The organism is Mycoplasma sp. Ms02, assembly GCF_019720735.1.
Lineage (GTDB): Bacteria > Bacillota_I > Bacilli_A > Mycoplasmatales > Metamycoplasmataceae > Mycoplasmopsis.
On the sequence record NZ_CP081302.1, the window covers coordinates 848,663 to 862,991 of the forward strand.

Sequence of the window (14,329 nt, forward strand, 5' to 3'; positions counted from 1 at the left end):
TTAAGGAGGCAATATGGAAGATTTCACAGATATTCGTTTTTCAAAAGTTTATCTTGATTTAAAAAATGCTTGCGAGAAAAAATCGATCGAGCTGGCAAGAATTGTACCAGAAGACTATCCTGATGCCGATATTGCTGAAGCTCTTCAAGAGTTGCCTTTATCATACCAACTGTATTTTTTACGTGTTCTAAAAACGGAAGTAGCAGCTGAGATTTTTTCATATTTTGAAGATGAATCTAAATCGAGATTAGTTCATTCTTTCACAGAAGATTGAGGACGCGATTTACTTCAAGAGTTAAATTCAGATGAATTAGCTGATGTTATTGATGACTTACCTGTCAATCTACAAATCAAGGTTTTATCTCAAACACCACCAGAGAAAAGAAAGTTAATTAATACAATTTTGAACTACGATGACGACCAAGTCGGAAGTATTATGACTGTGGACATTACAACTCTTAAGTCAGATTTGACTTGTGCACAGGCAATTTCAAAAATTCGTAGTGACTTTAACAATAATGAAACAGAGATTGTTCATTATTTTTATGTAATTGATGAAAAGAGAAAGTTATTAGGGTCAATCTCTTTAGAAGAAATTGTCTTTTCAAATCAAAACAAAAAAATTGAAGATTTATACTCTCCTGTTAGATCGATTAAAGCAACAGATGATAAAGAATATGCTGCAAATATTTTCTCAGACCATGATATGTCATCGCTTCCTGTAGTAGATTCAAAAGATCATGTTCTGGGTATGATTACGGCTGATAACGTTATTGACGTTATCCGTGAATCTGCTACCGAGGATATGTATAAACTAGCAGGTATTAATCCTGATGCTGCCGAAGACTCATATGTAAAAACATCTGTAAAACAGATTGTTTGGTCAAGAATAATTTGACTTTTAGTGCTTATGGTTTCAGCAACTTTGAGTCAGTTTATAATCCAAGAGTTCACCGAAATTTCAGAAAAATTCTTGGAAGGAATTAAGGTTATCGTCTCAACATCAATAATCGTTGCTATGATACCTGTTATTTCAGGAGCAGCTGGAAATGCTGGATCACAATCATCAACAACTATCACTAGAGCGCTTTCATTAAATGAAATAACTATAAAAGATATAGGAAGAGTAGTGTTTAAGGAGCTGAAAGTAAGTGCACTTATAGGTATTATTCTTTTTGCTGCTAACTTTGCAAGATTGATTATTTACTTTTCAATTACACAAGATTTATTTGAACCAGGATGAACAGGGGATATCATTTTGATCACTACGGCTTCATCGATAAGTTTATTCTTCGTAATAGTATTTGCAAAATTCCTTGGTACAATTATTCCTGTTGTTGCTTTAAAACTGAAAAAAGATCCTGCTGTTATGTCAGCTCCAATCTTAGCAACATTATCAGATGCAATATCGACGCTATTTTTCTTCGGTATTACACTTTTAATTTTTATAATCAAATATGGATTTCCTCAAAGCTAGTTCTCTAGCTTTTTTCTTTCAAAAAAGAACTTGAATAAAGTAAAATATATCCATAAAATAATTAGAAAAGGTTATTATGTACAAATCAAAATTAACGATTAAACAAACACAACATGCAATTGATGCTTTAAAATTTGATTTCTCAAAACAGTTGCACAAAAGAATGAAATTAACAAGAGTAAGTGCACCTCTTTTCGTCGAATCGCAAACAAAATTAAATGATGGCTTAAATGGTGAAGAACCAGTTTCTTTTTCACCTAAACATACAGATCAAAAACATGAAATCGTTCACTCATTAGCGAAGTGAAAAAGAACTGCACTAAAGAATTATCACTTCGAAGTAGGTGAAGGAATTTATGCAGACATGAATGCAATTAGAAAAGAAGAAGTTCTAGACTACAAACATTCATACTACGTAGATCAATGGGATTGAGAAATAGTAATATCTCCTGAACAAAGAAATATCGATTTTCTAAAACAGACAGTCAAAAAAGTCTATGAATCAATTAAATTTGTCAAAAGAGAATTAATTCTAGACTTTCCAGAATTAACATATGATTTTCCAGAAGATTTAACATTTATCACATCAAAAGAGTTGTACGATATGTATCCAAACTTAAGTGCAGATGAACGTGAAAACGAATTTGCCAAAGAACACAAAGCGTTTTTTGTGATTGGTGTTGGATACCCATTACCTGACGGAAAACCTCATTCACAAAGAGCTTTTGATTATGACGATTGAGACCTTAATGGTGATTTAATTTTTTATGATAAAATTAACGACTCAGCCTTAGAAATATCTTCAATGGGAATTAGAGTAAATTCGATTTCTTTGGAAAAACAAAAAACTTTTCATTCTGTAGATCAAACAAAAATTGGTGATTATCATGAGCAAATAATGTCAAACGACTTGCCTTTAACGATAGGTGGTGGAATTGGACAAAGTAGACTTTCTATGCTTCTTTTAGAGAAAAAACATATTGGAGAAGTCCAAGTTTCAACCTGAGATCAAGAAACAAAAGATTATTGCTTAAAAAACGGAATTGAACTACTTTAAAATGCACAAAACGCAAGTTTGTGCTTTTTTTATTCTTTTTTAAACAATCTTTTTAATTCTATGCAATAAAGATTGGGAGGAAAAATGATATTTTTCAACAAAAGACTTATTTCACCAAAAAAACCAAGTAAACGTACAACTTTTATAGTCTGTGCAGTTTTAGGAGTTCTTTTTATAACGGGTGGAGGGTATTGAGTTTATCAGTCTGTTCACAACTATCTTGAACATAATAAAATCAGTAATTTGTACGATAAGAGCAAAAAAACAATCGATGAAATATCAGTATCTAATCAAACAATGTCCAAAAATATAGATGCATTAAATAGCAAAAAAATCGAACTAGAAAAAACAGTTACCGATAACATCGAAAAGATAAAGGTTCTCGAGGCCGAAGTTTTAAACCTAGAAAAAGCAAAAGATCATTACATCAATATTTCGGCAACGCTTTCTGCAGAAAAAGTTCAAGCTACCGAGGTTAATAAAATTTTAACATCTGAGAATCACCAAAAAGATGATCTAATTGACAAACTGAATAAAAATATAACGCTTTCAAAAGAAGAAACAGCTACTCTAATCTCACAAGTTAATGACTATAAAATTAAAACACTTAATTTCATTGAAAAACTTCAACTTTGAAACAACGAATCTATTTCAATGTTTGAAGATATAATGCGAAACGAAAGTAGTCAAAGTGAATTTTATGGAGTAGTGATTAGTGATTCGCAGAAGCTTAGTGATTTCCTAAATGAATATCATCAAGAAATAAGTAAACAAAAGATTACTGCGTCAAACTCTGGTTATTTAAATAGACTGATAGGATCTTTTTATGTTGATTTAAACCTTAACTTGAGAAGTTTAGATATTAATAAAAATAAACTTTTTGGCTACTATCTAGGGGAATTACAAAAAAGAAACTCTAAAATTTCTGATTTGACATTTGAAAATGAGGTAATTTTATCTTCAAATAAAAAATTGACAAGTGAAATAGAGAGACTTAATAAACAAGTTATTGCTAATCAAGAAAAAAGTAATCAATTGAGTTTACTTTTGGAAAGTGCAAGAACTAAAAATATAGATTTAGAAAAAGCCTTGAACAACTATGAAATAAGCATGTACTCAATCATCTCTTCTTTTATTTCTAATAATCATTCTTTACTCAAGGTTCTTGAAGCTAGTGAGCAAAATCCAGATCTTTACAAACTTGAAACTAATTATCAAGAATCCTTCAGAGAGTTTGAGAATAAAATAAAGTCCTTTAAAACAGTGCAATATGAAAAATTTAAAGCTTTTGAAAATACTGTTGAAACCATTTCTTTATATAATAAACAAAAATCTAGGTATGATGAGTTTCTATTAAATTATTTTAGTTTATTGCTTGAGTCTAATAAAACTATTGCAAATAAACTTCAAGCTAGTTTAGATGAAATTCAGGAATTAAAAATCGAAAAGAGTTCAACAGCAGACCATATTAATCACTTAAAAGCCACAAACGAAAGAAATCAAACTTTAATAGCAGAACTTGAAAAAGATAAAGAGATGTTAAATCAAGGAATAAGAGTTCTTGAAAACAAAGAAGCTATGAACGCTATAGAATCGGAGAGAAAAGATGAAACGATTCAAAATATCGAGAAAATAATAAAAGCCAAAGATGAACAAATTTTACTTTTGAGAGAAGAAAATCAATCTAACATAAAAACAATTTCAAAACTAGAAAGTCAAAAACTTGAGCTCGAATCAGCGATTTTAAATAGTAATACTCAAATTGAAGAGCTAAATAAAGAGTTGTCAAAAACAGAAGCTGAAATCATCTCTTTAAATGCAACAATTGAGTATTTGAATAAAGAAGTCGAAAAGAAAAATCAAATAATAAATGATTTAGTTTCAAAAAACAGCGACTTAACTTTGGCTAACGAAAAAGCTACTTCTGAAAATAAAGAACTTATCAACGTTTTAAAAGAAACGGAGATAAGAATTAATAACTTAATAACAGAAAAAAGTGAACTTAGCAACAATCTAGAAAAGTCTTCATCGGAAAATAGCAAATTGATCAATACCAATGAAGAATTGTTAAAAGAAAAGATTAGACTAGAAACTATAAATTCTGATATTACATCAAAGAACAACGAACTAGAAAATGCTTTCAATTCTCTAAATCTTGAAAAACTAAACTTAGAGATTTCGCTAGGAAAAGTAACAAATGATAAAAATAATTTATCACAAGAAAATGCAAAATTAAAGTCTAATTTAAACGCAATTAATGAAATAATCAAAGAAAAAGAACGCCAAATTTTAGAAATAAGATTAATTTCAGATAGTCATACAACTGAAATTGCTGAAAAAACAAAAGCATTAGAAAATGCCTTAGAAAACTTAAACTCTGAAAAATCAAAATGAATAAAATTGCATAATCAAAATGAATCTCTCATTTTGCAACTTACAAGTTTAGAAGAAAAACTTGCTAAAAAAGAGGCTGAAATTAGTGCTTTAAATGTAGAGTTAATCGACTTAAAAGACGCTTCAAGTAATTCAGAAGAATCAATTAATTCAACTAACGAAAAACTTAAACTTGCAAACGAAACAATTGAGTTGTTAAGAACTGAGAATGAAGAGTATGAAATAGAATTGGACGAAATGAATTATCATTATGACAAAAACTTAAAAGAACTAAAAAAAGTAGAAGCCGAAAAAGATCAATTGCTTGTTGATTTAGCCAATAAAAACAGAGAAGTTGATGGTCTTGTTATTGCATTGAATTCTGAAAAAGCAAAAAACAGAGTAACAGAAGCTGAAAACGAAAAACTAAGAAACGAACTTGATAATTTAGAAAATATTAGCGATCAACAAGATGAAATGATTTCTGATCTGATAAAAGAAAAAGAAAAAATCAAGAAAGAAGTTGAAGATGCCAATAATAAGTTCAAAAAACTCGAAAATAGCTACTATGAGCTAGAGGAAGAAAGACAAACCCTTTTAGTAGAAAACGCTAAATATAAAAATCTTTACAATGATAAAGTTGCTAAATATGAAGCCATGAAACAAAAAGTAAACACATTCTTAACAAACTTGAATGTTTCGATTGACGAAATACTAAATGATGGAATTAGAGGATACTGAAGCAAACCGAGTTATTTTGATACAACACCAAGATATTCACTTGATACAGGAGACGCTGAAAGATATCAAAATGCAACAAGAAAAAGATTAGAAAAAATCAAAGAAAGCTTGCAGAGTATCAAAAAAATAGTAAATGAATAAAGGGAAGATGTTCATAAAATGAACATGTTTCCTTTTATTTTATGAATATAACCCGAATATACTAAAATTAAAATATGTTTTTAGAAGATAAAAAGTTCACATACTTGCATACAAATACAGAATATAGTTTTTTAGAATCCACGATTAGACTTAAAAATCTCTTTGAAGAAGCAAAAAAGCAAGGTTCTCATGCACTTGCAATAACAGACAAAAACAATCTTTTCGGTTTTTCTAAGTTCTTAGATTATGCAAAAAAGTATCAAATTAAACCGATAATTGGTTTAGAAGTCATGCTTTCAAATAAAGTAAGCGTTATAGCTTTAGCTAAAAACTATCAAGGATTTATAGAGCTTGGAAAAATTGTCAAAAAAATTTCGCAAAACGAATACATTTTGATCGAAGACCTAGAATCTGATAATTTGTTTATTATCGATCACATGGATCTAGGTTTTAAAGCATTTAAATTGGATTATCCAAATATTAATAACTTTTATGCAAATTCGCCTATAAAACAGGAAATCAAGACTGTTTTTGCTCCGACAAAAAACATGCTTTTTAAAAGTGAATATAAAGCTTTGAAGGCTTTAAAAGCAATAAAACAAGGTTCTTTATTAAAAGACACTGATTTTGAAGATTTCCAAAAATCAGATTTTTTTAACTTTGACAACTTAAAAAATGTAGATAATGAAGTTTTGAATCAAACAACATCTCTTGCAAATGCAATTAACTTAGAATTTCCAAAAAAAGCTTTACACTTACAAAAATATTCTTCAAATGAACAAGATTCGTTTGAGCTTTTAAGACAAAAAGTGAAGTCTGGATTACATGCCAAAAAGTCAAACTTTCTAGAAAGCGAATATGAATTAATTGCACCAAGAGTTAAGTACGAACTCGAAATTATCAAGCAACTCAACTTTGCAGATTACTTTTTGATAATACAGGACGCAATTGCTTTTGCAAGGGAAAATAATATAGCTGTAGGTCCTGGTCGTGGAAGTGCTGCTGGTTCTTTAGTTTGTTTCTTGTTAGATATTACGAGAATCAATCCTCTCAGGTATGATCTGCTTTTCGAAAGATTTTTAAACCCTGATCGTGTCACAATGCCTGATATTGATATCGATTTTCAAGACGATAGAAGAGATGAAGTATTTAACTATGTACAAGCTAAATACGGAAAAGATCATACAGCCTTTATTACTACTTACCAATCGATAGGTGCAAAAAATGCAATAAGAGATACGGGTAGAATTCTTGAAATTCCTTTACTTGATATTGATAGAATTTCAAAATCGCTTGTTGATGGAGAAACGCTAAATCAGTCTTTTGAAACAAATAACAAATATATCATCCAAGTTTCGAAATTTGAAAACTTACATGAAATAGCAAGCCAACTAGAGGGTCTTCCTAGACAAATCGGAGTACACCCTGCAGGTATATTGATTTCAGATCAAAAAATCGAAAATATTGTCCCTGTTTTCGAAAATGCATCAAGTTCAAATCAAGTACAGGTACCTTTGGAGTATCTAGAAGATTATGGACTTTTAAAAATTGATTTTCTAGGTCTTAAAACTTTAAAAGTAATTTCTGATATTGAAAAGCACATTAAGTCAGAATTGCACTTTGATGTTCTTCTAGAAAAAGAAAATACTTTAATAAATGATCCTTTGACACTTGACATTCTTAATCAAGGTCAAACGGAAGGTGTTTTCCAATTGGAAAGTTCAGGAATGAAGAAAACCATCAAAAAAGTTAATGTGGATTCTTTTCATGACTTATTTACAATCATTTCTTTATTCAGACCAGGTCCGATGGCTTATATCGATCAGTATTCTGAAGGCAAGAAGAATTCGCAGTTAATAAGGAAAATACACCCTCTTTATGACGATATAGTGGAACCAACAATGGGAATCATTGTGTATCAGGAACAAATAATGAAAATCGCACAAAAAGTATCTAATATGACTTTTGCGCAGGCAGATTTATTACGTAGAGCAATTTCAAAGAAAAAGGAAGAGGAAATTCTTTCTTATAAAACAGACTTTTTTAATGGTGGATTACAAAATGGTTTTTCCGATCAACAACTCAATGAAATTTATGAGAATATTCTAAGATTTGCTGATTATGGATTTAACAAAGCACATGCCGTATCTTATGCATACATTACTTTTAAAATGGCTTTTTACAAAAAGAAATATCCAATTGCTTTTTACAAGGCACTGATAAGTGCTGCTAATGGTTCGCACGATACTGTCAACAAGTATGTTATTGAAGCTAAGAAAAATGGTATTATCGTCAATTCACCCGATATTAATCATTCTAAATACAACATTTCAGTAATTGACAATCAACTATACTTACCTTTCTTGCTTGTAAAAGGTGTTGGAGCATCTGCTGTTGAGAAAATTGTTAAGGAAAAAAATGATTTTGGTCAATTCTCAAGTTTTGTTGATGCATATATGCGTTTAGTAAAGTCTGGTGTTGGAGCTTCAGTAATTAACACTTTAATACAAGCTAACGTTTTTAGATGTTTTGGAAACCAAGAACAAATACTTGCTCAGTCGCAAACTCTAGATAAAGTTGCTACTTTGATAAAAAATAAAATTAAAAACGCTAACAGCGAACAAGAAAAGCATGAAATATATTTACACTTTTTTGAAGCATACGATTTAGGTGTCTTAAAAACGCTTCCTGATTTAAAACAAAATCTTGCAAAAGAAGCTGAAAATGAACAAAAACTTTTAGGCGCCATCTATAACGCCTTTATCACCAAAAAGTACGAACATACAATTAGATTATCAAATCTACCTTTATACCGAAAAGTCGATTTAGTAATTTATGCAAAAGAAATTTTAAGAAAAAGAAATAAAGAATGATTCGAAATAAAAGCTCAAGATTCGAGTGATGATATTTCAATTTTTGCAAAATCTGATTTATTTGACGCAAACTATAAAGAATTTGAAGGAAAACTTTTAAAAGTGACAATATCAAAAAGTTCTTCAGGCTTCATTAACGTACATGCCAAGGAGATTTTAAATGAACAATAGATTTTTATTAGTAGATGGAAACTTTTTAATGTTTCAATCTTTTTATGCAACTTATCGCGACCCAGAAAATGTGATGATGTCATCAAAAGGTGTTACAACCAATGGTATTCATCAGTTTTTAATGATGTTATTCAATCTTGTTGGAGAGCTAAGACCAACACATCTTTTTGTAGCTTTTGATCCAAAAACCAAACCAGAAAGAAGTAAAGTTTTTGCCGATTACAAAGCAGGTAGAACAAAAGCACCTTCAATAATTTTTGAACAATTTGACAATGTAAAGAAAATTTTAGATCAATTAAACATTCAGCATGCCGAAATTGATGGCGCAGAAGCTGATGATTTAATAGCGACACTAGCCCAAAATAAAGAAGGTCAAAACTACATTTATTCGCGTGATAAAGATTTATTGCAACTTGTAAACTCAAATACATCGGTTATTCTTAGAGATTCTAAATCTGGATCGTGATTAACAACTAACTTGCAAAATTTTAACGACAAATATGGTATTCAACCAAACCAAATACCCGATTTTAAAGGGCTTTCAGGTGATGCTAGCGATAATCTCCCAGGCGTTCCAGGAATTGGAGACAAAACTGCAATTAAACTTCTTAATGAATACAAGACATTTGAAGGTATTTACGAAAATATCGAAAACATGACACCAGGATTACAAAAGAAATTAAATACTGGAAAAGAAATGGGCTTAATGTGCCGTGATCTAGCAATTTTAAACACAGACATTCAAGATGTTCAAAAACCACTTGATTTTTACGCAACAAAAATCAATTTTGAGGGTATTACCTTGATTGATGAACTAGAGTTATACACAGTAATGCAAAGAATTGAAAAAGTTTCATGATTGCTATTACAGGATTACTAAAAGTAGGCAAGACCACCTTTCTGAAAAGGCTTGAACAAGAAGGTTTTAAAGTTTTATATTTAGATGATTATGTTAATTTACTTTACGCTACCAATCAATTCGTAATTGATACTTTCCAAAAACAGTTTGGAAGTCAAGTTATTGAACAAAATCAAGTTTCAAAATCAGCTTTGAAAAAAATTCTTGAAGATGATTTTTCAAAAATTTATGAGATCGAGAAAATCGTTTTTCCACTGATTTATAAGCACTTAGAAGAAAATCAATATGATCTAGTGGAAATACCAATTTTGAAAAATGATTTTGTGAATTTTGAAAAGTTTTTTAATCTGATCATAAATGTAAAAAAATCAAAGAAAAAAACAGAAAAAATTTGGAAAAGTATGAGTGTTAATAACTCGTTAATTTTAAAATTAGTTGATAAAAATGGCGATTTTTTTGGCAAAAATAGAACTTTTGCAAATATTCCTATTGTTAATATCTCATCAGGTAATCTGAGATGAAAATGATATTTTAGAAAAATTAAAACGAAATATATTTGCCCTAATTTAAAATAATATTACACATTAAACGAATCGAAAAAATGGAGGTCTTTATATGTCAAATTCTTTGAGATATAACTTTTTTAGAATTGAAAAAGAATACACAGTGACAGATGAAGACACAAAGAATCTTCGTAAGTTTATGACACCTATTTTAGGACCTACTCCAATCGTTCTTTATGAATATTTAAAAGATTTAATTTCTGGTTCTCATGAGTATGATTCAAATTTTGAGTTTGAAACATTAGCTTTATATTTAAGGATTTCAGTTGAAGAGCTTCACAATGCAAGAAGACAACTTGAAGCAGTGGGTCTTTTAACTACAACAGAAAGCCAAAAACACTCAAGAAATGTCTTTTATTTAGAAAAACCTCTTGATGCTTTTGCTCTGGAAAAAAATGAAATTATTTCCACTTTTATTAAAAACCAAATATCAAAAGCTAACTACGATCGTTTATTAGAAGAGCAAAAACTTTTAAGAAAATCACAAAAATATGCATACGCTGATGTTAGTGCAAACTTCTATGACGTTTTTGATAACGACGATCAAGAAGAAGATCAAAACTATATTAACTTTTTTGCCCAACAAAGCAACAAAGAGAGAACACAAGAACAAAAGCAAAGTATGCTTAAGGATGTTGCAGTTCAACAAAGACTTATTTTTGGCGAAGTTAAGTTTGATAACGATTATGAAGCTGCTCTTAACCTAAACCCAGTAAGTTTTTATATGCAATTACTTAATAAGGATAATATCGAACTCGAAATCGAAGCCAAACTTCATTCTTTAGAGTCGAAGATTTCAGATTACAAAATCATCAATGTTGCTTTACTTCTTTCTTATTTATCAACCAAGAGAATTTCATTGACTTTAGTTTCAAGATTAATGAAAGAACTTATAGATTTAAAAATCACAGATTTTATATATGCAGAAGCTTATTTAGATAATAAATTTATGCAAAGTAAGCATGCTCATGCTTATGAAAAGAAAAATTTATTAAAACTGACATATGAAGATCAACAAAATGCTAAATCTAAGGAGATTTCATATGAGCAAATCTGAGATTAATAATAAGCTTATCATTCAAGGATTGAATGCTTTTGTTTCCCTTGATGTTGAACAGCAAAAGGTAGAATTTATTAATAAAATCAAATCGTACCGTGATGGTGCGTTTTTGAACATAATTAAAAAACTAAAAATTACAGATGACGAAATTTTTATTAACGCTGTCAGTTTCCAAAAAGTTATTAAATCAAAAGAGAATCCAGATTTTCCTTATTCTTACTCATTTTCAAGAAATCCTGCTGATGGTATTTTTCGTATTCACGAAAACTTAAGACCTAAAGCTATTTTCAAGTCTGATATTTATGATGAATTTGTTTATTTCCAAGAAATAACACAGGCTAGTCCAAAAATTCAAGTTCAAAGTCTAAGGCTTGCAAATCCTTATACAAAACAAATAGTAACAGGATACAAAAACTATTTAAAAGAAGGACTTTTTCAGCAAATACCAAACGTTCTAGTTCTTGGTAACAAAAAAGGTAAGACGTATTTTGGTAATGCAATTCTTAATCTGTTTGTTTCTTACAAGTATCGTTGTGGAATTGTCTCAAGTACTGATTTACAGAATTATATGTATAAAAAAATCGAGCAAAAAGATGCTGGAACTAATGATAATTTAATTGACTCACTTTCGCGAATTGATTTTTTAGTAATTGATGATTTAGGTGCTGAAAAAAGTTCAGATTGATTCAGAATGTCTGTTTTACAGGTAATTTTGAAAAATCGAAAAAAACATTCCTTACCCACCATGTTAATTTTAAGTTCTGGAATAAGTAATCTTAATGAACTAATCACTTTATATAAAAGTAATTCAGCAAATGAGAATTTAAGAACAAAGACGTTTTTAAGTTTTATTGATAATAACTTTGATAACAGAATCGAGGAATAATGGAATCAAAAATCAAAATTTTACTTGCAGGGACGCCTGAATTTTCAGTTCCTGTTTTTGAAGAAGTAATTCAGAATTTTGAAGTTGTTGGAATTGTTAGTCAACCTGATCGCCCAAGTAACCGTGGTTATAAAACGACCCCTACTCCAGTTAAATTATTAGCTCAAAAATACGAAATACCACTTTATCAACCTAACAAAATTGGTGAAATCTACGAAGAATTAAGTTTTTTAGAATTTGATTATTTATTAACATGTGCTTTTGGTCAATATATACCTACTAAAGTTTTAGATTTACCAAAAATAGCTTCAATTAACGTTCATGGTTCTTTATTGCCTAAATACAGAGGGGCAGCACCAATTCAGTACTCGCTTTACAACGGCGACAAAGAAACTGGTATTACTTTAATTTATATGACAAAGGAAATGGATGCAGGTGATATGATCGCAAGTGCCAAAATACCTATTTTAGAGGAAGATACATCAGATTCCCTGTTTATCAAAATGTCGCATCTAGCAAAAGAAAACATTGTTGGATGAATAAAGAACCATTATGACAACATTCGTAATGATCAAAAACAAGATTCCACTCAAGTGGTTTTATCGCCAAAGTTGCTAAAAGAAGATGCTTTGATCAAAGACACAGACTCAAAAGAACACAACTTCAATAAAATTAGGGCTTTTTCATCAAATCCAGGAGCTTATACTTTTGTTAACGGAAAAAGATTAAAAGTATTTTATGCAAAAAAAGAACTAGTAAAAAATGCACCAATTATTCAATGCAGTGACGGATCACTGTATGCAACAGATTATCAATTTGAATCAAAGAAACGAGTAAAAATTGCCTAATAATTCGAAAGTAAGCACTTGAGAAATAGTGCTTTTTGTTCTTAAGGTAACATTCTTTGGTTTTGGTGGTGGAAATGCCTTAATGCCAATAATCAGAACTGAAGCTGTAAAAGTGAAAAATTGACTAACAGAAACAGAGTTTGACAAAGTTGTCATTGTCACAAATATGTTGCCTGGACCTTCTGTAATTCAGGCTCTTTCATATGTTTGCATAAAATTAAAAGGTAAATTTATAGGATCACTGATTTGCTTATTATCGCTTTTACCACATATTTTAATGGCTCTTGCTATTTATGTAGGTGCCTCTTATTTAGCACCTAAGTATTTATTTGTTCTTTCAACTGGTGTTATTGTTGTAATAATCTGTATGCTAATAAATTTCATGATTAGATATATAAAAGCTTCTAACCAAGTTTTTAAACTTCCTTTTTGAATAGTAGTTGCAGTTTTCACATTTGCTTATTGTCTTTTTGTTCCTTCACCATTCAATCTACCAATTATTCCAATCGCAATTGTGGTTGTTGGTAGCGTTATTCAGTATTTTATAGTTCAAAAGAAAGCGAGTATTACTTAATAATGATTTTTCTAGCTCTTTTGATAGTACCTTTAATTTCGCTTAGTGTTTTTGGTGGAGGTCAAGTTTTCATTCCGATTTTTAGTTGATTGTGAAACTTAGTCGGTGGCAATTTTAATGAAGAAGCAATCAATCAAGTTTTATCGATTTCAAACATGACGCCAGGTGTTGTATCTACCAAATTCGCTTTTTTTACAGGATATTTAGCTGCTAATCAATGATATTTAGGAATTATTTTTGCCTTAGTTTTCTTTTTAATATTTGCAATTCCTTCAATTATTGTTATGAGCTTAACGATGAAATTTGTTACAACTTTTGAAAAAAATGCCCTAATGAAAAGGGTTATCAATATCATAAAACCAGTAATTGTCGGAGTGATATTAGCTTTAATTATTCAACTTTTTATTTCTAATATACTTCCTGCATTTTCATTCAATAAAGGCGTGGATAATTATTTAGGCTTAAGCACATCAGAACTATCTAAGTTCTTTAGTCTTGGGTCGTGGAGAATGTGGGCACTCATAGCGTTTGCAATTATTTCTATTCCACTATTTCTTTTCTTAATGAATAAAAAAGTAAAGTTATTTTATTTGTTCTTGATTTCGGTCTCACTTTCTTTTATTATCTTTCAACCATGATTGAGTTAACTTAAAATTTAATATTTTCACTATTTACGGTAATACTTTGTGAAAATATTAAATTTTTT

General features: G+C 29.8%; 11 protein-coding genes. All 11 read left to right on the forward strand.

What is annotated here, in order from left to right; all coding sequences use genetic code 4:
• Positions 1 to 13 precede the first annotated feature (13 nt).
• The 11 genes from mgtE (at position 14) to K4L35_RS03355 (ending at position 14,270) form a co-directional block, all read left to right on the forward strand.
• Positions 14 to 1,477 carry a magnesium transporter gene (gene mgtE / locus K4L35_RS03305; protein ID WP_221617509.1) on the forward strand — a complete coding sequence of 488 codons (1,464 nt, stop codon included), beginning with the start codon at positions 14 to 16 and terminating at the stop codon, positions 1,475 to 1,477.
• A gap of 76 nt (positions 1,478 to 1,553) precedes the next feature.
• Positions 1,554 to 2,534, forward strand: a complete 981-nt coding sequence (locus K4L35_RS03310; protein WP_221617510.1) for an aspartate--ammonia ligase — start codon at positions 1,554 to 1,556, stop codon at positions 2,532 to 2,534.
• 84 nt (positions 2,535 to 2,618) lie between these two features.
• On the forward strand, positions 2,619 to 5,789 hold the full coding sequence (locus K4L35_RS03315) for a hypothetical protein (RefSeq protein WP_221617511.1): 3,171 nt from the start codon (positions 2,619 to 2,621) through the stop codon (positions 5,787 to 5,789).
• A 74-nt stretch (positions 5,790 to 5,863) separates the two neighbouring features.
• Complete coding sequence (gene dnaE, locus K4L35_RS03320) at positions 5,864 to 8,833, forward strand: DNA polymerase III subunit alpha (RefSeq protein ID WP_221617512.1); 2,970 nt, start codon at positions 5,864 to 5,866, stop codon at positions 8,831 to 8,833.
• Entirely contained in the window at positions 8,823 to 9,713 is an 891-nt protein-coding gene (locus K4L35_RS03325) for a 5'-3' exonuclease (protein WP_221617513.1), read from the forward strand. Before dnaE ends, K4L35_RS03325 begins: the two co-directional genes overlap by 11 nt.
• Complete coding sequence (locus K4L35_RS03330; RefSeq protein ID WP_221617514.1) at positions 9,689 to 10,267, forward strand: dephospho-CoA kinase; 579 nt, start codon at positions 9,689 to 9,691, stop codon at positions 10,265 to 10,267. The genes K4L35_RS03325 and K4L35_RS03330 overlap by 25 nt, the downstream gene beginning before the upstream one ends.
• Before the next feature lie 40 nt (positions 10,268 to 10,307).
• Entirely contained in the window at positions 10,308 to 11,318 is a 1,011-nt protein-coding gene (locus K4L35_RS03335) for a hypothetical protein (RefSeq protein WP_221617515.1), read from the forward strand.
• Positions 11,299 to 12,201, forward strand: a complete 903-nt coding sequence (locus K4L35_RS03340) for a hypothetical protein (protein WP_221617516.1) — start codon at positions 11,299 to 11,301, stop codon at positions 12,199 to 12,201. The genes K4L35_RS03335 and K4L35_RS03340 overlap by 20 nt, the downstream gene beginning before the upstream one ends.
• The gene (gene fmt, locus K4L35_RS03345) at positions 12,201 to 13,049 is read left to right on the forward strand and encodes a methionyl-tRNA formyltransferase (RefSeq protein ID WP_370629446.1); all 849 of its coding nucleotides are present in this window, start codon (positions 12,201 to 12,203) and stop codon (positions 13,047 to 13,049) included. The genes K4L35_RS03340 and fmt overlap by 1 nt, the downstream gene beginning before the upstream one ends.
• On the forward strand, positions 13,042 to 13,623 hold the full coding sequence (locus tag K4L35_RS03350) for a chromate transporter (RefSeq protein ID WP_221617517.1): 582 nt from the start codon (positions 13,042 to 13,044) through the stop codon (positions 13,621 to 13,623). The genes fmt and K4L35_RS03350 overlap by 8 nt, the downstream gene beginning before the upstream one ends.
• A 2-nt stretch (positions 13,624 to 13,625) precedes the next feature.
• Positions 13,626 to 14,270: a chromate transporter gene (locus K4L35_RS03355; protein ID WP_221617518.1), complete on the forward strand. Its 645-nt coding sequence runs from the start codon at positions 13,626 to 13,628 to the stop codon at positions 14,268 to 14,270.
• Positions 14,271 to 14,329: the final 59 nt, after the last annotated feature.